This window comes from Nocardia niigatensis NBRC 100131 (assembly GCF_000308655.1).
Lineage (GTDB): Bacteria > Actinomycetota > Actinomycetes > Mycobacteriales > Mycobacteriaceae > Nocardia > Nocardia niigatensis.
Genome location: NZ_BAGC01000043.1, coordinates 336,569 through 360,703, shown reverse-complemented (window position 1 = coordinate 360,703; position 24,135 = coordinate 336,569). Strand labels below are relative to the sequence as shown.

The 24,135-nt window shown below is 66.2% G+C and carries 19 protein-coding genes and 1 tRNA gene; 6 read left to right on the top strand and 14 right to left on the bottom strand.

Annotated features, from left to right (window positions below):
• Positions 1–289 precede the first annotated feature (289 nt).
• The 13 genes from ON33_RS44685 to ON33_RS18990 form a co-directional block, all read right to left on the bottom strand.
• Positions 290–907, bottom strand: a complete 618-nt coding sequence (locus ON33_RS44685; protein ID WP_444543762.1) for a hypothetical protein — start codon at positions 905–907, stop codon at positions 290–292.
• Entirely contained in the window at positions 904–1,257 is a 354-nt protein-coding gene (locus ON33_RS44680; RefSeq protein ID WP_444543760.1) for a transposase, read from the bottom strand. The genes ON33_RS44685 and ON33_RS44680 overlap by 4 nt, the downstream gene beginning before the upstream one ends.
• 272 nt (positions 1,258–1,529) lie before the next feature.
• The gene (locus ON33_RS19035) at positions 1,530–1,904 is read right to left on the bottom strand and encodes a hypothetical protein (RefSeq protein WP_157184599.1); all 375 of its coding nucleotides are present in this window, start codon (positions 1,902–1,904) and stop codon (positions 1,530–1,532) included.
• 54 nt (positions 1,905–1,958) lie between these two features.
• Positions 1,959–2,489: an LppA family lipoprotein gene (locus ON33_RS39085; protein WP_157184598.1), complete on the bottom strand. Its 531-nt coding sequence runs from the start codon at positions 2,487–2,489 to the stop codon at positions 1,959–1,961.
• Between the two features lie 96 nt (positions 2,490–2,585).
• Positions 2,586–3,494: an alpha/beta hydrolase gene (locus ON33_RS19025; RefSeq protein ID WP_051152452.1), complete on the bottom strand. Its 909-nt coding sequence runs from the start codon at positions 3,492–3,494 to the stop codon at positions 2,586–2,588.
• A 60-nt stretch (positions 3,495–3,554) separates the two neighbouring features.
• Complete coding sequence (locus tag ON33_RS19020; RefSeq protein WP_040860250.1) at positions 3,555–3,848, bottom strand: transposase; 294 nt, start codon at positions 3,846–3,848, stop codon at positions 3,555–3,557.
• A gap of 203 nt (positions 3,849–4,051) precedes the next feature.
• Positions 4,052–5,071, bottom strand: coding sequence for an SGNH/GDSL hydrolase family protein (locus tag ON33_RS19015; RefSeq protein ID WP_157184597.1), 1,020 nt, complete (start codon positions 5,069–5,071; stop codon positions 4,052–4,054).
• 456 nt (positions 5,072–5,527) lie between these two features.
• The gene (locus tag ON33_RS19010; protein WP_040860249.1) at positions 5,528–6,820 is read right to left on the bottom strand and encodes a lipase family protein; all 1,293 of its coding nucleotides are present in this window, start codon (positions 6,818–6,820) and stop codon (positions 5,528–5,530) included.
• A 23-nt stretch (positions 6,821–6,843) separates the two neighbouring features.
• Positions 6,844–7,086 carry an alpha/beta hydrolase gene (locus ON33_RS44040; RefSeq protein WP_373281045.1) on the bottom strand — a complete coding sequence of 81 codons (243 nt, stop codon included), beginning with the start codon at positions 7,084–7,086 and terminating at the stop codon, positions 6,844–6,846.
• 416 nt (positions 7,087–7,502) lie between these two features.
• Positions 7,503–8,438, bottom strand: coding sequence for an esterase/lipase family protein (locus tag ON33_RS19005; protein WP_040860248.1), 936 nt, complete (start codon positions 8,436–8,438; stop codon positions 7,503–7,505).
• 212 nt (positions 8,439–8,650) lie between these two features.
• Positions 8,651–9,877, bottom strand: a complete 1,227-nt coding sequence (locus ON33_RS19000) for a PucR family transcriptional regulator (protein WP_040860247.1) — start codon at positions 9,875–9,877, stop codon at positions 8,651–8,653.
• Between the two features lie 11 nt (positions 9,878–9,888).
• Positions 9,889–11,007, bottom strand: coding sequence for an MBL fold metallo-hydrolase (locus ON33_RS18995; RefSeq protein WP_083869083.1), 1,119 nt, complete (start codon positions 11,005–11,007; stop codon positions 9,889–9,891).
• Positions 11,004–11,846 carry an SDR family oxidoreductase gene (locus ON33_RS18990; protein ID WP_040860246.1) on the bottom strand — a complete coding sequence of 281 codons (843 nt, stop codon included), beginning with the start codon at positions 11,844–11,846 and terminating at the stop codon, positions 11,004–11,006. Before ON33_RS18990 ends, ON33_RS18995 begins: the two co-directional genes overlap by 4 nt.
• Positions 11,847–11,998: 152 nt before the next feature.
• Here ON33_RS18990 and ON33_RS18985 point away from each other — a divergent pair, with 152 nt between their 5' ends.
• On the top strand, positions 11,999–12,670 hold the full coding sequence (locus ON33_RS18985; RefSeq protein WP_040860245.1) for a TetR/AcrR family transcriptional regulator: 672 nt from the start codon (positions 11,999–12,001) through the stop codon (positions 12,668–12,670).
• Between the two features lie 518 nt (positions 12,671–13,188).
• Here ON33_RS18985 and ON33_RS18980 read toward each other — a convergent pair.
• Positions 13,189–13,262: transfer RNA gene (locus ON33_RS18980), tRNA-Arg, on the bottom strand.
• Between the two features lie 203 nt (positions 13,263–13,465).
• On the opposite strand from ON33_RS18980, the gene ON33_RS18975 reads away from it, so the two are divergent.
• The 5 genes from ON33_RS18975 to ON33_RS18955 all read left to right on the top strand — a co-directional run bounded on the left by ON33_RS18975 (position 13,466) and on the right by ON33_RS18955 (position 24,084).
• Complete coding sequence (locus ON33_RS18975; RefSeq protein ID WP_040860244.1) at positions 13,466–15,505, top strand: bifunctional copper resistance protein CopD/cytochrome c oxidase assembly protein; 2,040 nt, start codon at positions 13,466–13,468, stop codon at positions 15,503–15,505.
• 11 nt (positions 15,506–15,516) lie between these two features.
• Positions 15,517–16,461 (top strand): threonine/serine dehydratase, encoded by a 945-nt coding sequence (locus tag ON33_RS18970; protein WP_040860596.1) that lies wholly within the window; start codon positions 15,517–15,519, stop codon positions 16,459–16,461.
• A gap of 130 nt (positions 16,462–16,591) precedes the next feature.
• Positions 16,592–17,041 (top strand): single-stranded DNA-binding protein, encoded by a 450-nt coding sequence (locus ON33_RS18965; protein ID WP_051152449.1) that lies wholly within the window; start codon positions 16,592–16,594, stop codon positions 17,039–17,041.
• A gap of 10 nt (positions 17,042–17,051) precedes the next feature.
• Positions 17,052–18,728: an energy-dependent translational throttle protein EttA gene (ettA, locus tag ON33_RS18960; RefSeq protein ID WP_040860243.1), complete on the top strand. Its 1,677-nt coding sequence runs from the start codon at positions 17,052–17,054 to the stop codon at positions 18,726–18,728.
• 454 nt (positions 18,729–19,182) lie between these two features.
• Positions 19,183–24,084 carry an NAD-glutamate dehydrogenase gene (locus ON33_RS18955; RefSeq protein ID WP_040860242.1) on the top strand — a complete coding sequence of 1,634 codons (4,902 nt, stop codon included), beginning with the start codon at positions 19,183–19,185 and terminating at the stop codon, positions 24,082–24,084.
• The last annotated feature ends 51 nt before the right edge of the window (positions 24,085–24,135 follow it).

The following is a 24,135-nucleotide window of genomic DNA, read 5'->3' as shown; positions in this document are numbered from 1 at the left end:
CGACACAAGCTGATCGCGCGCGCGGATCGACATCATGACCGTCGGCGACTCATAACGATCGCACGCGCCGTTCCCGCCGAGGCAGCGCAACACGACAGCCTCCGCTCGGGCCGAGCGGGACCGGCGTCGAGTGTGCTGCGCGTATCAGAAGGGCTCGTGGCTGGGTTCGACTGATCGATCAGCACGCCAGCAGACCCGCCTTGCCAAAATGCGCCACAAACTTGCCAGAAATGTCCCGGGCTTCGCGGTTAGCGTCTTCCATGCCCCAAGGAGGCGGCACCGACAGGCTCTACCGGCCGATGCGGTCTGTGAGAGGCCCTCGAAGGAACCAGCAGTGGGCGAAAGCACTCGCGACGACAGCGCCGACGTCACGAGTTCGCTCATCGCGCATCCGGTAGGGGTGTCCGACGAGTAGGTGTGCAGCACCAGCTGGAGCAGCACGCCGGCCCGTCGAGATGCGCGCACGACGAAGGGGGTTGTGCGCCCATCTCCACGGTTGCCGGTGGCGCGCGGCCGATGCGGTCTGTGAGAGGCACGCGAAGGAACCAGCATCGAGCGACAGCACAGCCTTCTCGACGGCGGACCGGGAGCAGAGACGCCCCCGCGTCGCCCTCCACACAGGCACCGGGATTCTGGTGGCGGCGCTGTAAGAACTGATCGGCATCAAACGCGGCGGTGACCGGTCCCCGATAACGGGACCACCCGGTCGTTGAGTCCGGGCTGTATTCGATCCACTTTCAGTTGATGTCGCAGGCCACGGGTGGTGGGTGTGGCCGCAGCGGGCTGCGTACTCGGCCGGGGCGGGATACCCCAGCGCCGAATGCCGATGCCGCAGGTTGTGGTCGGCCTTGAAATCACCGATCACAACCCGGGCCTCGAGCAGGCTGGTCCAGTGGTTCCGGTTCAGGCATTCGGTCCGCAGGCGCCGGTTGAACGACTCGACGAAGCCGTTGTTTCAGGGCGTACCCGGCGGGATATAGGAGATCCCTTCGCGATCTCCCGCAGAGCGTCTTTCTCCAGCTCCGTGTCAGCGAGCAGCCGCTTCAATCTCGCGTTCTGCTCACGCAGCTCTTTGAGTTCCTTGGCGGCGTCGGTGTCGACGCCGCCGTACTGGCGGCGCCAGTTGTACAGCGTCGCAGGCGATATCCCGATCTCAGCGGCGATCTCCTCGCCGGTCTTGCCGGCGGCGATCAGCTCGTCTGCCCGCCGTAGTTTCCGCACAATGTCCTCGGCGGCGTGCCGCTTACGCCCTGCCATGTGGATCAGTGTCATTCCTCGGCCCTCACCAGGCCAAACAGGACTCTGAAAAAGGGTGGACTCATTCACCGGGAACGGCCCACCCCCACCCACCCGGCCGACTTGCCGGGTGTCGGAGCGCTGAGGTTCTCAGCCGGCCGTCTGACCGGAGTGCTTGGTGTTGCCCAGCCCCACGAATACCAAATCGAGTGGGAGGGCTTGCGGGCTGGGGTGGAACCCAAGGGATTTCGCGGTGGTGTCGTCGCCTGTCATCGTGTACCGATGATCATCCGCTACCAGTCGGGCGCCTTGATTGAGCCGCGGTCGTAGTCGTCGTCGAACTCTTCGTCCAGCTTGCGCTGTCGTTCGATGCGCTCGGCTTCCAGGAGTGCCGAGTTTGCGTTCGTGTAGGTCGATATCGCTTCGAAAGTCGTATCGGCTCGCAACTCCCGCAGTGCCTCATCGACCTTGGGGCGCTTGTCTTCCATCGCCGCCTGATACGCGGCCATGATGACGGCTTCCTCGCTCACCGTTACCGACAGCAGACGATCCTCGGCATCCACGACCACGCGGATACCGTTGACGACACCCACCCCCCGGATCTGCTCGAGGGCATGCTGGGCGCGCTGCACCTTCAAGCCCAGTGCATCGGAATCATTGTGTTTCACAGACATTCGCCACCCTGTTGATCGGACTCCTGTTGCGCTGACTGGATGTCGATGTCATTTCGGTTGCGCGGTGGTCGGTGCGACAGAGCTAGTGGATGTCTTGTCGGCAGCGGTCAATCGGCAACCGGTTTCGCTGCTGATGCCTCGAGTGCTCAGCCACAGCACTGTGCCATTGTTCCCGTAGAAGCGGGCGTCACGATCGCCAGGTTTCTCGGTGATCGGTAGCGGGTCAGTCTCGGTGGCACCCAAATCGGCCGCGAGCTGGCGGGCCTTCTCACGCACCTGCGGCCACACGGCGTCGGGAATGCCGCCGTGCGTGGTGTCGCCGCCTTGGGTGATGTAGTTCGGCATGTAGAGGTCCCGGCCTGCCGTCTGGTCGTACGGGGCACCGCATGCCGCAGGTTGACGGTCAGTATCAGTCCACTTCCAAGTCATGCCAGGAACCAGTGAGCTCGCGTAGGCGGCGAGGTCTTCCACCGCCTGAGTGAGCCGCGCTCGAGTGTCCTCGAGGGTGGGCCGGGACCGGAGTTCCTGTTCGGCTTGGGCTGTTTCGGCCGATCCAGTCTTCTTGTACTCGGAGTCCAAGGAGTCGCATCCTGTCGTCGTCGCGATAACTGCGGCCGTCAAGGCCGCCGCAATACTCGTCCGAGAGATGTTGGGGGCCCTCACTTCTTCACCGCCTCATTCGGCCACAATCATGGCGGTGTTCCAGCCGGAAGTACGAAGTTGCGGTTTGCCCTGGACGTCGGTGGTACGCGGGTAATCGGCATGCTGGTAGGCCCCATCGCGGCGTACGCCATCGGGTGTGGTGTGGGGTCCGGTTTCCAGATGGGTGAATCCGGGGAGGGTTTTTGGGTTGTCGCCGAATCTGGGGAGGTTGGCGATCTTGTCGTCTCCGCCGGTCATTTCGTATCGATGCCCATCGGGTACGTTGAGATTCGAGACCTGCTGGTCGCCGCTCACGGGCCAGTACCAGTGTTTGTACGGCAGATCCAATCCCGGCGACCCATAGACGACGAGATCGTCGACGGGTTGATGACCGGACTGCTGCAACGCGAGCCCGGTCATCACCGATCCGTAGGAATGCCCGACTGCGGTCAGATGCATAGATGAATCATCGTGGGAGGCCCGCATACCGTCGTAGAACGACGCGAGTTTCGGTGCGCCTGCCCTGGCCATCGTGTCGTTGAAGACGTCCTTGTATCCGGTCGCCGTCGTACCGTCCAGATCCTCGTTAATCTTGTTGATATCGCCTTGTGGCAAGTCCGCCCCGATCCATGCGATGGGCACCACCTTTTGCCCTTGCTTCTGCCCATAGTCCGGATCGCTGGGATCCAGCTTTCTGAGCCTGTCCTCGGCCAGGGTTTTCACGGCTCTGTTCTCGCTGACCATACTTCCGAGCGAGTCGCGCACGTTGCCGTTCAATCCCGGCGCGTGGACCGATACGTTGGCGGCGGTATCGGGGTTGCCGACCGAAACCGCAGCGTGTGCCAACTTTCCGGATTGGGTGTCCATCAACAGCAACATGGCGTCCGGATTGTCCTTCAGCGTTTTCTGGATGGCCTGCAGGTCTGGAAGCTTGTCGGCCACCGCCGGATCGCCGTACGGAATGATTGCCTTCTTCGGACGCGATGAACGCGTATTTGACCGTTACCGGTGCTTCTTCGCGAAGAAGGCCACCGATTTTCCCAGGAAGCGGTTCTCCTCTTCCAGTTCCCGGACCCGACGCTCCAATTCCTTCAACCGGGCGCGTTCCGGCATCGACAAACCGGTGTCCGCTGCCGAGTTCGTGCGCTGGAACTGTTTCACCCAGTTCCGGATCGTCTGATCGGTCACCCCGCAATCGCGCGCGACATCGGCAACCGGCCGAGACTTCTCGACCACCTCACGTGCCGCCGTTTCCCGGAACTCCGGGCTGAACTGACGCGACTTCCTCTGTGCCACAAACAACTCCGTTCAGTTACCCAATTCTACTTTGGGTCGCTGTCCGAGGAAGTTCCGGCACCTCAACCCTGACGCCACCGGCCACCCGGTCGGGCGATTTGCTTGGCGACTTCCGCCTGCATGTTCCGCAAGCCCCAATTGTGGCCGGTCCGGTCACAATTGGGGCGTAGGGTCGCTTTGCTGGTCTCGTCGTGATGGTCTTGTCAGATACCCGCGGTGGAGAAGGCGGATTCGACCAAGCGGCTGTAGGCGGCTTCGCCGGCGGTATTGGGGTGGATGGGGCTGGTGGTCCCCGAACCCGGGTCCACCCAGCGGACGGTCGATGACTGGCAGGCGTCGTGGCCGATGCTCGGGCCGAACGCGTCGACGAAAGTCGCGCCGTTGGCTTGAGCCTGGGTGCGCAGCATGCTGTTGAGGTTCTGCTCGATGCCGTTGACATAGGCGGTGTCACCGGTGGTGAGCGGTATTTGTGGGTAGCAGCTCCCGCTCTGCGGCACGACGTCGAGATAGCCGACGACGAAAACCTTGGCCTTGGGCGACAGCTTGTGGATCTGTTTGATCGCGGCCGCGATGTTGGGGGCGTCCGAGGTGATCGCGTCGGAGAATGTCGACCCGTACATGTCCTTGCACGGCGAGCCGAGATCGATCGGTGCGGCGAAGGTGTCCGCGCTGTAGCAAGCCGCTATCGCGTCGGCGAATACGTTGTGGTCGTTGCCGCCTATGCCGAGTGTCACGACCGACGTGTCGGATGTCAATGCGTTGAATTGTGGTGGCTGATCGAGGTATTGGGCGGTGGTCATGTTCTGGACCGTGGCGCCGCTGCAGCTGACGTCGGTCAGCGTCAGGCCTTTCGCCTGCGCGGTCAGGTGCGGATAATTGGCCGCGGACTGCACGCAATCCAGAGGTGCGCCGGCCGCGGCGGGTTGTACGCCGAAACCTGCGGTATAGGAATCGCCTAATGCGACGTATCCACTGCTCGTTCCGGCTGTAGCCGACCCGGAGGCGAAGGCGAGCGCCGACACGGTCAGGACGCAGGCGGCCGCAAGTGCCGCGCGGCCGCGGTGGTGACGTGGCAGGCGGGTCGGAAGCAAGGAGTAGTGCATCGTGTATCCCATTCGGTTGGTTCTCATCGCGGCACACATCGACAGCCACACAGGGCGATGAATGTGATGTGCGTCACGGCAACTATATTGACGGTCCGGGTTGCCGGGGTCGATTTGCAATTCGCGAAGCGAAAAATTCGATGGTCGCGATTTGTGTATTCGACAAACCCGCGGTTTTGTGAGGCTCTCGCACGAGCGATCGACCCGTCGAAGGTGCGGGCTTGCCGTCAACTGTGGATTGGTGCCGGAAACAAATACGGCGATGAATGATCCGCGAATGGCCGGATCCGCACGGCTCGTCGATGATTGCCGAACAAAAGACCGGTTTACCGGTCCTCGAGGCGAACTGGGCGGATGTGGACCCTGGCCGTCGCTGATTTTCAGTGGACGCGACCACCTTTTCGCTCCGTCGGCTCGGCGTTGATCGGGCCGGCGTGGGGCGGACGCGGTGGCCACGTCGACTCGACTCAGCCGGTGCCCGTAGCGGCTGCCGCTGCGCGATCGCCGCGTCGCGGCCGCCGAGCAACGCGACACCTTGCCTCGGCTCAGGGGCAGCGGACTGCCGAGTGGCCGGACTCAGTCCAGGGGATTTCCGGATGCGATCGATCCGCAGTCCGACGGTGCGGGGTCGCCCGCGAACCGGTGCAGGATCCAGTCGATTCCGGTGGCGACCCAGACCGGCTCGGTCATCGCGTGGCTGAGCAGGTCGTACTGGTGGTACTGAACCGACTCGTTGCCGGTGTCGCAGTACTGGCGGGCCAATTGCCGGACGTCGTCGGTGACCATCACCCCGTCACCGGGACCGGTGCCGGGGCCGCCGGGCGCGGTGCCTTCGAGGAAGCCGCCCGCGCCCTGGGAGATCTGCATCGGCACAGTGGGAGTCGGTGCGTTGCCGAGGTTGACCTTCTGCACCGCGTCCACGTACGGCGCCACGGAGTTCGGGTCCGCGTATTCGGGTTTCACCAGTTGTGCCCAGTTCAAGCCGGGATATTGGAACAAAACGTTCATGATCGACGCGGTCTGCATCCGGGCGACGACGCCGCGCCCATAGGCGTTGAGGTACTGGTCGAAGTCGATGTCGAACGAGCGGGCCACGCCGGTCACGGCCAACGCGGCGACACCGGACCAGCCCAGACTGCCGCCCACGTAACCGAGGTTGTGCGCGGGGTCGACCAGCACACCGCCTTCGGTCGCGCCGACGATGCGGTCGTTGATTTCCGGTGCGTAGGTCGGTGCCAGGGCAGCGGCCCAGTCGGTCGCGATCGCGCCACCGGAGTAGCCCATCATCGCGATTCGAGTGCTGTTGTCGACGCCGGTGCCGTCGACGTGTGCGGCTGCGCGGATGGAATTCAGTGTGTTGTAGGCGTATTCGGGTCCGGCCGCGAAATCCGCGCGCTGGCCTTCGGTGTCGGCGATGATCACCGGGAAACCCAGGGCCAGCAACGGCGCGATGGCGTCGTTCTCGGATGCGTAGGGCAGTCCGCCCAGGGTGACGTCGCCCTGGATCGAGCGTGACGGGCTGTCCTCGGGATTCAGGGAGTCGTAGTAGGACTGGTAGGCGATCGCCTGGCCGGCGCGATGTGGTCCCGGCGGCTCGAGCACGGTCGTGACATTGGCTGCCGGGCGGCCCATCGCATCGGTGGAGCGGTAGCGGATCTGGATCGCGGTGACCGGAAGCGGCACTCCGAGCATGTGATAGGTCAGGGTCCGGGTGTCGAGCACGTCGCCGGGCTGGGCGGCGGCGAGCACGTCGGCGCTGTCGGGACGGTAGAACGCGTCGGCATGGGATACCCCGGCGCCGACCCCGAATTGGAGGGCCGCGGTCGCCACCAGCGACCCCACGGCCGCCACAACGTTTGTGGATTTCATGTCGATCGAACCTTTCTCAGGCGCTACGCGGCGGCGGCTTCCGGGACGATGCTCGCGGCCGCTTGGAAAACATGGACCTGCCGATGCCACACCTGCAGTTCGCACGCCACGCCGTGCGCCCGCAACCGCTCGGCGGTCGGCACGGCATCGGGATACAGCATCTCCGAGTCGCTCACCTGGATCAGCGTCGGTGGCAGACCGGTCAGGTCACAGTGTGCGGGGGACTCCAGCGCCTGCCCGGCGGCGGCGCGTTCGGCAACCGCCAGCAGTCTCGTCGACGCCCGTCGCGGGGATCCACGGAGAGTGCGGAAACAGGCTCCAGAGGAAATTCATCGATTTGACGGTCAGTTGTATGACGGCATCGAGAAGTCTGGATCGGAGACTGCGGCCTGGAAACTCTGTTCGATATGCCAGGACCGAAGATTCCGCATTCGGCCTGTCACCCGTCCGCACCATGATCTCCTCGTCACGGGGCAGGAACCATCCGCCCCGTCGGAAAGTATTGCCGATGGATTCTTCGCTGTCTCTATGGTGTTGCGAAAAAACTGACAGTCGTGATTTGGACTATCGACAAAGGTCGCCCTCGGATCGCCGGTCGACCTGCCGCTCCCGCCGATCGAAACCGGCCGCCGTCCGAGGCGGGCGGGGGATCGGCGCAGCCGACCGGCGTCGAGGTTCGCCGCTACTGCTGGACCGCGCCCGCGAGCGGGTATGCCAGTAGACAGTTGGGTGACTTGGCGGTAGCCGGCGACAGCGCGTTGAGCACCAGCCGGATCGCGGTGTTGTCGTAGCTCAGGCCGGGGTGATCGATGGTGTCGTTCCAGCACGAGTCCTGAATCCACTTGTCGGCGACACCGGGTTCATCGATGAAGGACGAGGACGCCGGGGTGACCACGGTGTCCAAGCGGGTCGCGATCATGGTGTACGAGACGCCGGGTTGCGCGATCGGGCCGGTATCGACCGCCCTCACCGGCGCTGCGGTCGGTAATTGGTCCGCGCAACCCTGGCAACCACCCTCGGACAGTAGCTGGGACGCGCCGGGAAACAACGATGCCAGCGTGCCGAGACCGTCGAGTGTGGTGCCGTGCGTCGATGCGCCGAGACCGACCACGGCGTGTATCTTCGCCGAGTACGCGAGGACCTTGGCGACATACAGTGCGATCAGGCCGCCCTGGGAATGACCGACGAGATCGACTTTCGTATTTCCGCCGTAGCGTGCGATCACACTATCCACGAGTGCCGCGATTTGCGCCGCGGACGCCGGTACGCCTTGGACCGTCTGCAGGAAGTTGGTGCTCGGCGAATTCAATGCCGTGGAATACACGCAGTATCCGTCGTTGGCGAGTATCGGCCCGAGCGCGCCGAAGTCGTCGATCATGTTCCCGAAAGTCCCCGTGACCAGGACTACGGGATGCGGATGAGCGGACGTGAGCCGGCAGGAGGCCGGGTTGACTCCCGGCGGTGCTGCGGCCGGATCGGCTGTCGCCGCGGCGATTCCGGCGACGAGACTCGGTTGGATGGGGTTCGTGGTACCGGCCTGGGCCGGCCCGGTGGACGACAGGCCGACGGTGGCGGCGAACAGTGTGCCGAGCAGCGCACGTCGGATGGTTCGTGCCATGAAGTTTTCCTTCTACCCGCAGCACCGAATCTCCGAGTCCAGTCTCAGCTTCGCTCGACAATATTGATCAGATGCTGGAAGCAATTACGCTATCGAATTTAGCGCGAATTTTACGAGGAACGGGTGGAACTGCGAGTCCTGGAAAGATAATTGTGGCGTGCACAAATCGACGCACCGAGCCTTTGGTTCGGTGACCAACGAACTCCGTCGACTCAGTGACCGTTGGTACGCGGATACAGTTGGTGGATCATCATCGCGGCGCCGAGCAGGCGCGCGCCGTCCGGCGTGGCCGGGTCGGCTCCGGTGAGCTCGGTTATCCGCCGCAGGCGGTAGCTCAGACTGTTCGGGTGGATGTGCAGGTCGTTCGCCGCGGCCTTGCGGTCACCGTCGTGTTTGAAGTGCGCCTCGAGCGCATCCAGCAGATGCGGGTGGTCCACCACCGGCTGGATGCAGGCGGCCAGCGCGTCGCGGGCCCGGCCGGGCCGGGTGAGTTGGTACTCGAACATCAGTTGGTGCATGCCGTAGGTGCCGGTGGGGCGGCCGAGGCAGTGCGCGAGTTCGGCGAGTTCGGTGGCCTCCCGCGCGGCCACCGGAATGCCCGCGAGGGATGCGCCACGCGATTCGATCACCAGGACGTCGGCGCCCAGATCGGCCGAAAGATCCACGGCCAGAGTCGAATAGCAGCCCGCATCGGTACGTGCCGGCAGGAGCGCGATGCCGCTGGTGCCGTCGAAGGTGGTCAATGCCGTCGATCCCGCGAGCCGGTCGAGCGCCTGCTGAACGACGCGAATCCGCCGCCGCCCACCGGCGGTGTCGGCCAGGGGAGCGACCGGATCCGCTGGGGAAGTCAGCAGCGCGAGGACGTCGTAATGTGTTGTAAGAGTCGTGTCGGCGCGCGCCGCGAGGTCTTCGGTCGGGCCACCGTGCAGCAGCGCCGAACACAGGGCCCGGCGCGCTTCCCTTTCGGCGCTGTAGATGGATTGCTCTACGTCACTGTATGTTTCGACGACAGCGATGACGACTTGACCCATCACATCGAGCAACAGATCCACCAGTGCGGCTTGGTCGGGCAGATCCGATTCCGTTGTGCTGGAAGCGATTTCGGACCATACTCGCCGGACGCTGCCGAAGACGCTGGTGATCAACAGGCGCAGCGGGATTCGTTCCTCGGCTTGCTGGCGCGTGATCGGCATGACGATCTCGGCGATCTCGTCGGGACCGAGACGCCGTCGTTCGTCGGTGGCTTCCAGGAGCAACACCGACCCGGCCACGATGGCGGGCAAGACTTCCCGGGTATAGAGGGTGGGTGGCAGGTCGCCGGCGCCCTCGAGCGCCGCCAGGCCGGCGTCGGAGATGTCCGTGGCGATGCTCGCCAGCCGAGGGAGCAGCCTGGTCAGCAGCGGTGAATCCAACGCGAAGCCGTACTGATCGTCGATCATGGGTCGGGAGGCTATCCGCGGGCCGGGGTGATGGTCCCGTAGTCGAGCCCGCCGTGGCTGTGGGTGGGGACGACCGGCCACTGGCGTTTCCACGACGCGCATTCCGAGGACGGGATGATCTGCAGCCAGCGGGGATCGCGGGGCGACGGCGAGGCCATGGTCTTCTCCTTGACCATCGAGTCGTATTGGTCCAGGGAATCCTCGAGGGTGTTGCTGTTGAGGACGACCTCGCGGCCGTAGAAGGCGGCCTGCTGCTTCACGCCCGGAATCGTGGAGAGCTCGGGCTGCCAGCTGTCGGCGGCCATACCGTTCTCGGAGGACACCCACACGCCGTCGGGGGTGTTGAGGACCAGGGAGTGGTTGCCGTCGGTGTGACCGGGCGTCCACAGCAGGCTGACACCGATACCGAGTTCGACGTCGCCGTCGAAGATCTCGAGCCGATCCCGGGGAACGCCGTTCATCCCGCCGTCGACGTACCACGCCCACTGCATCGGGTGCATGGACTCGAAGGTGCCCAATTCCTTCCGGTGGACCAGCAGTTTCGCGTTCGGGAACAGAGGTTCGCGGGCCGTGGACTCGCCGTCGATGATCCCGGTGCTGCCCATGATCATGCGCACGTCCTGGACGTGGAGGTGGTCGAAGCTGAGGTAGTCGACGTCCTCGTTGCGCAATCCCAGGCCGGGCAGCACGGTATCGGGGTCGTTGTAGTACTTGACGAAGAACTTCTCGACGCCGAGCTTGCGCGAAAACCGTTGCAGGGTGCGGTAGAAGGGCGCCTCGGCCGATCCGGCCGCGACGGTGGGCTCCCAGACCAGCGTCTTCAGCTTGCCGTCGAAGCCCTCGAACTGGATTACGAACATACGGTTGATGATCGAGATCATCGGGTTCACGTTCACCGAGTAGCCCTGGAAGGCGAATCGTGCCGGATAGGGCGCGGCGGCGATGTCGATGCTCTTGACGGCGCGGACCTGCCCCTGTGTCAGGAACCGCTCGCGGTACCGGACGGCGGCCTCGCGCACCGCTTCCAGCCGCTTGCCGCGTGGCCAGATCTCGTGTACGCCATCGAATTCGGGGATCGGCCGCACGTGCGCCGATCGATCGGCGCCGGGGATGCGGGTGTCAGTGTTCACTTCTGGGCTCCGGACTTGTCGATGTCGTTCTCGTGGCGTGCCGAACGGTCGCCGTGCAGCGCGGCCACTTGGTCGGGGACCATCCGCCGCAGGAACGCGGTGCGCAGGGTGTCGGGCAGGATTCCGACGGCGCGGACCAGCGGACCCACGAATCGGGGGACAGTGGTCTCGAATCGGGGGCGGGCGATCACCTCGCGGACGGTCGTGGCGACCTCGGCGGGGGTGAGCAGCGCGACTGCGCCCGGTGAGGTTCCCGCGGCGAGTGCGGTGTCGACGACCGTGGGCATGACCACCGACAGCAGTACGCCGGTGCCGCGCAGTTCGGCGCGCACGGCCGTCAGGTACCCGAGCACGCCGTGTTTGGTGGCGGCGTAGGTCGCCTCGCCCGGCGGTGCCAGCTTCGACGCCGCGGAGGCGACGGTGACGATGTGGCCGCGTCCGCGGGCGCGCATGCGCGGCGCGGCCAGCCGCACGCCCCGGATGACGCCGTGCAGGTTGACCTCGAGCTGCTGGCGCGTCGCATGTTCGGGTTCTTCGTCGAACGGTCCGACCCACATGACACCGGCGTTGTTGACCAGGACATCCACTGTGTGCCAACGGGTTTCGACCGCGTCGAGGAAGCGGGTGAAGGATTGCTCGTCGGTGACGTCGAGTGCGAACCCGGCGACCTCGCCGGGCAGTCGCGCGGCGGCCGCCGCGGCGGCGGTGCCGTCGAGATCGCCGATGGCGACGCGGGCACCCGCCGCGGCGAGTTCGGTGGCAATGGCCAAGCCGATGCCCTGGGCCGCGCCGGTCACCGCGACCACCTGTCCGGCGGGCATGCGCTTCGAGGGGCCCATCGATCATCCTCCGAGTCGGTTCGCCTTTGACATGCGAACATGTCAGATGACGTCAGTATTCCACACTGCCCGGCAAAATAGACACGTACGCGTGTCAGTTGTGGGGGATGGCAAACTGTCACAGGCAGCCACGGAAAGGGAAGAACGAGGCGATGACACGCGGCGACGGAACCCGGCGACGCTACTCCGGCATGTCCGCCGACCAGCGGATCAGCGCCCGCCGGGCCGCGATGCTCGCCGCGGCGTTGGAATTGTTCGGGACGGCAGGCTTCGCCGCGACCTCGGTCAAGCAGATCTGTGCCGAGGCCGGGCTGACCGAACGCTACTTCTACGAATCCTTCCGCGACCGGCATGCCGCCCTGGTGAGCCTGTACACCGCGCTGGTCACGGATCTGCGGGCAGCCACCGATACCGCGATCGCCACGGCCGGGGACGATCCGGTCGCGGCCGCGAGCGCGGGGTTGCGCGCTTTCATCACCTACCTGACCGACGATCCGCGCCGGGCGCGGGTGGTGTTGATCGAGGTTGTCGGCGTGTCGCCGGACATCGAAGAACTGCGCCACAGTGTGTTGCGGGCGTTCGCTGACCTGATCGCGGCGGTGTGGACGGCACAACCCGGCGTGGATCCCAACGACGAACAACCGCAGCTGATGGCTGTCGCGCTGTCGGGCGGTGTCAACAACCTGCTGGTCGACTGGATGATGACCGGCATGCGGCAGTCTCCGCAGGTGCTTACCCAGGCGTGCACGACACTGTTCGTCGCCGCACTCGATGCTTTGCGTAACGTGACTCGGTCCTCGGGTCGGCGGCATGGATCCCGCTGACCTCCGCCAGTGAGCGGATCCTAGCGGCGTGGGCTGATGGCAGCGCACCATCGCCGTCACCTGGGGCTGTGTTCGGTCGCAACCACCGGGTGCGACCAAATCGTCGGTGTTCGGGCGCGGGATCGCGCGGCGGGGTGGTCGCCGCCGTCGAGGTGTGGCAGGCGGAAGCCGCGCACCAGCCGGACCGGATTGTGGTCGGCTCGGGGTCCCTGTCGAGCGGGGCGTGGTGGTTGGCGGGTTGACCGTGCCTTACGAGGCCCGGTATGTCGGTGTGCGGAAGGTGAGCGTGTCGCCGCGGCGCAGGCGAAAGCGATTGCCGCCCTGTTGAGGTGGCGGGCGGGCCGCTCCGAGGTTGAGGGGTCCTGAATTTCGGCGGTTTGCCGGGCTGGTTGCCCATGTCTTCTGGATCTTCGGGGGACTCGTACCGGGGCAACGGTTCGACCTGCACATTTCGGGACCCGGAGGCTGGGTACATCTCCGGAATGCCCGCTGAACTGCGCAAACGTGTTGCAGGCTTGTGCCCCCGGCAGGAATCGAACCTGCGACCTAGGGATTAGAAGGCCCTTGCTCTATCCAACTGAGCTACGGAGGCAGTGCGGGCATCGGCGGTGATGCGGGCACCAAACACCTTGACCCAAATCGATCTCGGTGTCCAGCGCGATAAGTATAGCGAGCGTCCAGATCGGCAAAGCTGGGTCGCGTAGCAACCGTTCGGCGCGTCGTGGCGGCCGTGCGGACCGCGGGACCGGAAACCCCAGGGGAGTCCGGACGGGCGCTCCGAACTACGCTGGGCCCATGTCGTCAGTGCAGGACCCGCCCGCAGAATCGGATGTTTCGGCGAATCGGTCGGGTTCGGGGGTAACGTTCGCGGCGATCACGGCACTGGGTGGAGCGGCGACCGCGCTGGTCGCGGCGCTGGTCGTGGCGTTGTCGGCGGCGCAGGCGCTGACATTGCTGGGCATTCCCGATCCGGGGCCGCTGACCACCTACGGTTTGCCCGCGGTGCGGGCGGTGGCGGATTTCTCCGCGGCGCTCACCGTCGGATCGCTGCTGTTCGCGGCGTTCTTGGTGCCGCCGCAGAGCAGCGGACTGCTCGACGTCGGCGGGTATCGCGCCCTGCGTCGGGCCGGAAACGCGGCGCTGACGTGGGCGGTCGCGGCGGCGTTGCTGGTGCCGCTGACCCTGTCGGACACCACCGGGCAACCGCTACAGGATTCGCTGCGGCCGGAGCAGGTGTGGCGGGCCGCGAACCAGGTCGAGGTCGCCGGGTCGTGGCGATTCACCGTGTTCATGGTGCTGGTACTGGCCATCGGCTGCCGGGTGGCGCTGCGCTGGGGCTGGACGCCGGTGCTGCTGTGGCTGTCGGTGCTGTCGTTGCTGCCGGTAGCCCTGACCGGGCACTCCTCCTCGGGCGGCGCCCACGACCTGGCCACCAACAGCCTGATCCTGCACCTGCTTTCGGCCTGCTTCTGGGTGGGCGGTCTGTTCGCGGTGCTGGCGTACGCCCTGCGGGACGGCAAATACACCGCGCTGGCCGTCCGCCGGTTCTCGAAAGTGGCGACCGTCTCGTTCGTGGTCATCGCGGTCAGCGGTGTGATCAACGCCTATGTCCGGGTGCCGTTCTCGGATCTGTTCGGTACTACCTACGGCAAGCTCGTGCTGGCCAAGGCCTGCGCACTGATCCTGCTCGGCGTCGTGGGGTTCCTGCAGCGGCAGCGCGCGATCCCGGATCTGGAGAAGGACCCGCAGGATCGCGGCGCGCTCATCCGCTTCGCGGGCGTCGAGGCGCTGATCTTCGCGGCCACCGTCGGCCTGGCCGTGGGCCTGGGCCGCACTCCGCCGCCGGATCTGCGGACCGTGCCCACACCGACCGAGGTCGAGATCGGCTACAACCTGGCCGGTCCGCCGAATATCGAGCGGCTGCTCTTCGACTGGCGCTTCGACCTCGTCTTCGGGACCCTCGCGCTCGTGCTGGCCGTGGTCTACGTGCTCGGTGTGCTGCGGCTGCGCAAGCGCGGCGACTCCTGGCCGGTGGGCCGGACCATCGCCTGGTTCGCGGGCTGCGCGACCCTGCTGATCGCCACCAGCTCGGGCGTCGGCCGCTACGCACCGGCCATGTTCAGCGTGCACATGGCCCAGCACATGATGCTGTCCATGCTGGCCCCGATCCTGTTCGCGCTGGGTGGCCCGGTGCTGCTGGCGCTGCGGGCGATCCAACCGGTCGGTCGGGATCAGCCGCCGGGGCCGCGCGAATGGATCCTGGCGGCCGTGCACAATCCGGTGTCGCGCTTCATGACCCAGCCCGTGGTGGCCTCGGTGTTCTTCGTGGCCGGGTTCTACGCGCTGTACCTGGGCGGCATCTTCGACAAGTTCGTCGGCACTCACGGCGCGCACCTGGTGATGAACGCGCACTTCCTGCTCAGCGGCTACCTCTTCTACTGGGTGGTGATCGGCATCGATCCGAAGCCGCGTCCGGTGGAGCCGCTCACCAAGCTGGGCATGGTGTTCGGTTCGCTGCCCTTCCACGCCTTCTTCGGTATCGCGCTGATGAGCATGGACACCGTGCTGGGTGGCTGGTTCTACCGCGGTCTGGGCCTGTCCTGGAACCACGATCTGCTCGCCGATCAGCACACCGGCGGTAGCCTCGCCTGGGCCAGTGGTGAAGTACCGCTGGTGGTGGTGATGCTCGCGCTGCTCATTCAGTGGTCGCGCAGCGACAAACGTCTGGCGACCAGGCTCGATCGCAAGGCCGAGCGTGACGACGACGCGGATCTGACCGCGTACAACGCCATGTTCGCCGAGCTCGCCCGGCGTGACGGAGAGGTGCGCAAGTGAACGACGTCGCCATGGCGACCCGGAAAGTCAATCGGCTCTACCGATCCGATGTCCGGCAGGCCCGCCGACTGCTGCGCGGTCACACTCGCAAGACCCCCGTCTTCCACACCGACATCCTGGGTCCGCGCGGCCCGGTCCCGGTGACCCTCAAGATGGAGCATCTCCAGCACGGCGGCACCTTCAAGGTGCGCGGCTGCCTCAACGCGCTGCTGCAGGCGCGCGGCGACAAGACCCAGGTGGTGCTGGCCTCGGCCGGCAATGCCGGGATCGCGGCGGCGCTGGCCAGCGCGTTGCGCGGAATGTCGTGCACCGTGGTGGTTCCCGAGTCGGCCTCGCACACCAAGGTGGCGGCCATGTGGTCGCACGGGGCCGAAGTGCTGTGGCACGGAACGACTTACGCCGAGGCGCACCGCTACGCCCGGCAGCTCGCGGCCGAGCGCGGCGCCATGCAGCTGCACGCCTACGACCTGCCCGAGATCGTGGCGGGCGCGGGTGTGGTCGGACTCGAGATCGAGGAGCAGGTGCGGGGCCGGCCGCCGGTGCTGGTCGCGGTCGGCGGCGGCGGTCTGGTCGCCGGCGTCGCGGCGGCGCTGGGCCTGCGCGGGCGGGTGATCGGGGTCGAGCCGCAGGGCGCGGCGACCCTGCATTCGGCGCTCGCGGCCGGGCATCCGGTGGATGTCGAGGTCTCCAGCGTGGCCTCGGATTCCTTGGGCGCGAACCGGATCGGCGATATCGCGATGGAGGTGGCGCAGCGCTACGCGGTGCGTTCCATCCTGGTCGGCGACGACGCCATCGTGATGGCGCGGGAATATCTGTGGCGCGAGTTCCGCATCGTGGTGGAGCCCGCGGGCGCGACGGCGGTGGCGGCGATCCAGAGCGGCGCGTATGTGCCGGCGCCGGGGGAGCGTCCGGTAATCGTGTTGTGCGGGGCCAATACCGACCTGGCGACGCTGTAGCGTCCCGCGAAGTTGTCCACACCCCGCGAGTTGTCCACACTCGCCGATTCGGTGCTGTCGCACGCCTCGCCCGCACGGGAACCTTGAGGTCGACGGCAGGCAGAGGCTCGAATCGACAAGGGGGAGCGGAATGTACGAGGCGAACACCGCGGTGATCGGCCGGATCGTCACGCATCCGGTGCGGCGCGCACTGCAGAACGGCGAGCAGCTGCTGAGTTTCCGGCTGGCCAGTACCGCCCGCCGCTACGATCAGGGCGCGGGGGACTGGGTGGACGGTGGCACGCTGTACCTCACCGTAAACTGTTGGCGACGGGGGATCATCGAAGGAGTCGAGGCGTCACTGCAGCGAGGTGATCCGATCATCGCGTACGGGCAGCTGCGCTCGAACGAGTACACCACCCGAGATGGCGCGGAGCGCACCGACCTCGAGATGCGGGCCCTGGCCGTGGGTCCCGACCTGGGTCGTTGCACCGCCCCGGTGGTGCGCAAATCCTTCGGTCGAACCGACCGGACCGAACCCGTGGAACGGCCGTCCGTGGATGCGGACACTGCCGGAGAACCCGCTACTACACACAGTTAGGCTTGCCGATATGGCTGAGTTCATTTACCAGATGGTGAAGGTGCGAAAGGCGCATGGCGACAAGGTCGTGCTCGACAATGTGACCTTGAACTTCCTTCCCGGCGCCAAGATCGGTGTCGTCGGCCCGAACGGCGCGGGTAAGTCCAGTGTGCTGAAGATCATGGCGGGACTGGACCAGCCGAACAACGGTGATGCCTGGCTGGCGCCGGGCGCGACGGTCGGCATCCTGCAGCAGGAGCCGCCGCTGAACGAAGAGAAGACCGTGCGCGGCAATGTCGAGGAGGGCCTCGGCGATATCAAGGTCAAGCTGGACCGCTTCAACGAGATCGCCGAGCTCATGGCGACCGACTACTCCGATGAGCTGATGGAGGAGATGGGCAAGCTCCAGGAGGAGCTCGACCACGCCGACGCGTGGGATGTCGACTCTCAGCTCGAGCAGGCCATGGACGCGCTGCGCTGCCCGCCGCCGGACGAGCCGGTCACCAACCTCTCCGGTGGTGAGCGCCGTCGTGTCGCGCTCTGCAAGCTGCTGCTGAGCAAGCCCGATCTGCTGCTGCTCGACGAGCCCACCAACCACCTCGACGCCGAGTCGGTGCTGTGGCTCGAGCAGTTCCTCGCCTCCTACCCGGGCGCGGTGCTGGCCGTCACGCACGACCGGTACTTCCTCGACAATGTGGCGCAGTGGATCCTCGAGCTGGACCGCGGCCGCACCTTCCCCTACGAGGGCAACTACTCCACCTACCTGGAGAAGAAGGCCGAGCGCCTCGAGGTGCAGGGCAAGAAGGACCAGAAGCTGCAGAAGCGACTGAAGGAGGAGCTGGCCTGGGTCCGCTCCGGCGCGAAGGCGCGGCAGGCCAAGAACAAGGCGCGTCTGGGCCGCTACGAGGAAATGGCCGCCGAGGCCGAGAAGATGCGCAAGTTGGACTTCGAGGAGATCCAGATCCCGGCCGGTCCGCGCCTGGGCAATGTGGTCGTCGAGGTCGAGCATCTGGACAAGGGCTTCGGCGACCGCGCCCTGATCAAGGATCTGTCGTTCACTCTGCCGCGCAACGGCATTGTCGGCGTCATCGGCCCGAACGGTGTCGGTAAGTCGACGCTGTTCAAGACCATCGTCGGCCTGGAGAACCCGGACAGCGGCACCGTGCGCGTCGGCGAGACGGTCAAGCTCAGTTACGTCGACCAGGGCCGTTCCGGTATCGACCCGACCAAGACGGTGTGGCAGGTGGTGTCCGACGGGCTGGACTTCATCCAGGTCGGCAACCAGGAAATGCCTTCCCGCGCTTACGTTTCCGCGTTCGGCTTCAAGGGTCCGGACCAGCAGAAGCCGGCCGGCGTGCTCTCCGGTGGTGAGCGCAACCGCCTGAACCTGGCGCTGACCCTCAAGCAGGGCGGCAACCTGATCCTGCTCGATGAGCCCACCAACGACCTCGACGTCGAGACCCTGAGCTCGCTCGAGAACGCGCTGGAGAACTTCGCCGGCTGCTCGGTGGTCATCTCCCACGACCGCTGGTTCCTCGACCGCACCTGTACCCACATCCTGGCGTGGGAGGGTACCGAGGACAACCCGGCCTCCTGGTTCTGGTTCGAGGGCAACTTCGAGGCCTACGAGGCCAACAAGATCGAGCGGCTGGGTCCGGAAGCGGCGCGTCCGCACCGCGTCACCCACCGCAAACTGACCCGCGGATAGTTCGCGGCCCCAACCGAATTCGCCGCTCGCCTCCACCCGCTGACCCGGGTGGGGTAGTCAGACCGCGTCCGTCATCGCCTGGCTACCCCGAGGGCTGGATTCCGTACGGCCTGCCGACGGTCGTTCGACCACCTTTTCGGCGGGCCGGAGACGTTTGCCGGACGGTTCACGGCCCGCTGGGTGGCGGGCTGTGACCGGTCAGATGAACGGTTATCGAACAGCGAACTCAGCGGTTTCGCATTCGCACTTGTGCGTGAAAACTGTTTTGGTGCAAGGTTTGTCATAGACGACCTGGCGATTTCGGATGAACTCAGCGAACACCGAACCGTCCGGTTTGTCCGTATTATGAGACGCGGTGCGGCATTGACAGGAATTCAGCCCAGCAGTTCCTGTGTCCAGCTACTCTCGCATCGGCGTCACTTTGTTACGGAACCGAATCCGAGGAGTTGGCGAAATGACGGTCTCGTCCGAATTGTCCAGCAAGGCCTGGGCTGCGAGTTTGCCCGCGTCATTGCGGGGCAATCTGGTATCCCTCGAGGAGGCGTATTTCCGCCACGTCGACGCCGGCGATGCTGACTGTGCGATTCCCGCTACATCCACCCACATCTTCCGCTGCCATCTGGATCTGGGCATCCAGCGCACCCCTGGCACCGCGAATGTCCGTGTGTACCATGCGGATGACGAAGCCGGCCTCGGCGTCGCCATCCAGTTGGTGACCGATGACATGCCGCTGTTGGTTGAATCCGTGACCTCCTCGCTGAGCCGGATCGGCGTCAGCGTCAGCGAGGTCGTGCACCCCATCTTCGAGGTGACCCGGGACGCCACGGGCCACCTGGAGAAGGCGGCGCCCCACGAAGTCGACAGCAACGGCGCCATCAGCCTGCGCGAGTCCTGGATGCACGTGCAACTGCACCCGGCCACCAGCCGCGCCCAGCTCGAGAATATCGAGACCGCGCTGCCCGACGTGCTCACCGATGTGCGCCGGGTCATCGAGGACACCGAGGCCATGCGCGAGGCCCAGGAGCGCGTCGCCGGCGAGCTCGATATCGCGGCCTCCGCGGGTAGATCCGCTTTCCCCGCAACGGATCTCACCGATTGCGCCAACCTGCTGCGCTGGCTGGCCGACGGTCACTTCACCGTGCTCGGGTACGCCCGCTACGAGCGCAGCACCGTGGACGGTCAGGCCAAGTCCGTCATCGTGCCGGAGACCAGCCTCGGCGTGCTGCGCCCCAACGTGGGCACCGACTTCCGGGTCCCCGACAACAGCGGCGACGAGTCGCTGCTCATGCTGACCCAGGGCCTGGTCCCGGCCACGGTGCACCGTGCGGTCTACCCGTACTTCGTCGGCGTGGCCGAGATGGACGAATCCGGTGCTGTCGTAGGCGAGCACTTGTTCATCGGCGTCTTCACGGTCACCGCCCTGCACGAGAACGTGCTCGACATCCCGGTCATCGAGCGCCGGGTGCGCTCCATCATCGAGGCCAGCGGCTTCGACCTGGACTCCTTCTCCGGCCAGGAGATGCTCGAGGTCATCCAGTCCTTTCCGCGCACCGAGCTGTTCTCCTCGGACGGCGACGCGCTGCGCCGCACCGCCAGCGCGGTGCTGAATGTCGGTATGCGCCGCCAAGTTCGGCTGTTCATGCGCCGGGACAGCTACGGCCGCTTCGTGGCCTGCATGGTGTACCTGCCGCGTGACCGCTACACCACCCGCGTCCGCCTGGAGATGCAGGATATCCTCATGCGCGAGCTCGGTGGTGTGTCCATCGACTACTCCGCGCGGGTATCCGAAAGTGACCTCGCCAGTGTGTATTTCACGGTCCGCCTGCCCGACGAGGGCATCGTGGCCGACACCGGCGAGCCCAACCGGCTGCGCATCCAGCACCTGCTCGCCGAGGCCAGCCGCACCTGGGACGACCACCTGCGCGACGAGGTGGCCGACTCCAGTGTGCTCGACCCGGCCGTGGCGCAGCGCTACGCCGAGTCGCTCCCGGAGAGCTACAAGGAGGATTTCGAGCCCACCCGCGCCGTGGCCGACATCCTGCGGCTGCAGCGGCTGGCCGACGGGGGGATCGATCAGCACCTGTACCGCCGGCCGGCCTCCGCGCCGGGTTCTTGGCGTTTCACGCTCTACGTCGGTGGCGGCGGTATCTCGCTGAGCCAGGTGCTGCCATTGCTGCAGAGCCTCGGCGTAGAGGTGATCGACGAGCGCCCGCACCAGGTCGAGCGCGATCAGGCCCCGGATCAGTGGATCTACGACTTCGGCCTGCTGGCCCGTCCCGAACTGCTGCGCAGCGCCCTGGACCGGAACATGGACGCCGAACTGGTGGAGTCCGTGGGCCGGCTCGATGTCCTCGATGCCCAGGTGCGCGGTTTACGGGAGCGGTTCACCGACGCCTTCGCGGCGCTCTGGTACGACCGCGCCGAGGCCGACGGTCTCAATGAGCTGGTGCTGGGCGCCGGCCTGCACTGGCGCAGCGTCTCCATCCTGCGTGCCTACTCCAAGTACCTGCAGCAGGCCGGATTCCCGTACAGCCAGGCCGCCATCACCCGCGTGCTGCTGGCCAATCCGGAGGCGGCGAGCATGTTCGTCGACCTGTTCACCGCGCTCTTCGATCCGGACTCGGCCAACCCCGACCACGCCACTGAGCTGGAGGCGGCGGTCCGCCACCGCATCGACGAGGTCGTGAGCCTGGACGCCGACCGCATCCTGCGCGCGATCCTCGGCCTGATCAAGGCCACCCTGCGCACCAACTACTACGTCACCGACGCCGAGGGCAAGGCGCGGGATTACCTGTCGTTCAAGGTGGAACCGCAGGAGATCACCGAATTGCCCAAGCCCAGGCCGCAATTCGAGATCTTCGTCTACTCCCCGCGGGTGGAGGGCGTGCACCTGCGCTTCGGCCCGGTCGCGCGCGGCGGCTTGCGGTGGTCGGACCGCCTGGAGGATTTCCGCACCGAGATCCTGGGCCTGGTCAAGGCGCAGGCGGTGAAGAACGCGGTGATCGTGCCGGTCGGCGCCAAGGGTGGATTCGTGGTGAAGCAGCCCCCGGTCGCCACCGCGGATCCGGTCGCCGACCGCCAGGCGCTGCAGGCCGAGGGCATCGCCTGCTACCGCACCTTCATCTCCGGCCTGCTCGATGTCACCGACAATGTCGATCGCGTCACCGGCGCGGTGCGGCCGCCCGCGCGGGTGCTGCGCCGCGACGCCGACGACACCTACCTGGTGGTCGCCGCCGACAAGGGCACCGCCACCTTCTCCGACATCGCCAATGACGTGGCCATGCAATACGGTTTCTGGCTCGGCGACGCCTTCGCCTCGGGCGGGTCGGCGGGCTACGACCACAAGGCCATGGGCATCACCGCCAAGGGCGCGTGGGAGAGCGTGAAGCGGCACTTCGCCGAGATGGACATCGACACCCAGTCGCAGGACTTCACGGTGGTCGGCGTCGGCGACATGTCCGGTGACGTGTTCGGCAACGGCATGCTGCTCTCGCGCCACATCCGGCTGGTCGCGGCCTTCGACCACCGCCACATCTTCCTGGACCCGAATCCCGACGCCGCGACGTCGTACGCCGAGCGTGAGCGCATGTTCGCGCTGCCGCGCTCGTCGTGGGCCGACTACGACCGGTCCCTGATCAGCGCGGGCGGCGGGGTCTACGACCGCACGGTCAAGGCCATCCCGGTCAGCGATCAGGTCCGCGAGGTGCTCGGCCTGGCCGCCGACGTCACCGCGCTGTCGCCGCCGGAGATGATCCGGGCCATCCTGCTGTCCCCGGTGCAGCTGCTGTGGAACGGCGGCATCGGCACCTACATCAAGGCCAGCACCGAGACCAATGCCGAGGTGGGCGACAAGTCCAATGACGCGGTCCGGGTGAACGCGAACGACCTGCGGGTCAAGGTGATCGGCGAGGGCGGCAATCTCGGTGTCACCGCGCTGGGCCGCATCGAGTTCTGCCGCCACGACGGCAAGATGAACACCGACGCGCTCGACAACTCCGCCGGTGTGGACTGCTCCGACCACGAGGTCAATATCAAGGTCCTGCTCGACGGCGTGGTGTCCTCCGGCGAGCTGTCCGAGGCCGAGCGCAATCCGCTGCTGGCCTCCATGACCGACGAGGTCTCCGCACTCGTGCTGCAGGACAACGTCTCCCAGAACTATCTGATGGGCATGTCCCGTGCCGATGCCCCGCGCATGCTCAATGTGCATCACCGCCTCATCCGGGAACTCGAGGAGCGTCGCGGCCTGGACCGCGAGCTCGAGGCGCTGCCCAGCGACCGCCAGCTGAAGCAGCGCATCGAGGCGGGCGCCGGCCTCACCTCGCCGGAGCTGTCGAATCTCATGGCGCACGTGAAGCTTTCGCTCAAGGCCGACCTGCTGACCAGCGATCTGCCCGATACCGCCTACTTCTCCGCGCGAATTTCGCAGTATTTCCCGACCCCGCTGCGCACCCGCTTCGGAGCGGCCATCAAGCGGCATCGCCTGCGCCGCGAGATCACCACCACCATGCTGGTGAACGAGGTGGTCGATCTGGGCGGTATCACCTATGCCTTCCGCCTGGGCGAGGAGATCGGGGCCTCGGCCTCCGACGCGGTGCGCGCCTTCACCGCCGCCACCCAGATCTTCGATCTGCGCGCGGTGTGGGGTCGTATTCGCGCCGCGGACATCTCCACGAGCATCAAGGACGTGCTGGAGCTGGAGACCAAGCGCACCCTGGACCGGGCCTCGCGCTGGCTGCTGAGCAACCGCCCGCAGCCGGTCGCGGTGGGTGCGGAGATCCATCGCTACGCGCAGGGGGTGCGCACCCTCACGCCCAAGGTGCCGGGCTGGCTGCGCGGCCACCACATCGACAATCTCAACGCGCAGTCCCAGGCGATCGTCGAGCAGGGCGCGCCGATGGAGCTGGCCACCGAGGTCTTCGGCCTGCTGAACCAGTTCCCGCTGCTGGATGTGCTCGATATCGCCGACATCACCGATCGCAGCGGTGAGGAGGTGGGCGCGCTGTACTACGCGCTCAACGATCACCTCAAGATCGATTGGCTGTTGCAGGCGGTCAGCCACCTGGAACGCGGTGACCGCTGGCACGCGCTGGCCCGGCTCGCGCTGCGCGACGACATGTACGGTTCGCTGCGCTCGCTCACCCTCGATGTGCTCTCCGCCGGTGACCCGGAGGAGACGGCCGAGGAGAAGATTGCATACTGGGAGTCCAAGAACCAGTCCCGCCTGGGCCGTGCACGCTCGGCCCTCTCGGAACTGTTCGAGTCCGGAACCCACGACCTCGCCACGCTGTCGGTCGCGGCGCGGCAGGTGCGCAGCATGGTGAGTGGGGTGGGTGCGCAATCGGAGGTACCGCGTTGACGAGTGTCGGTTCGCTGAACGGCCATGCGAAGGCGGCTGTGCCGACATCGG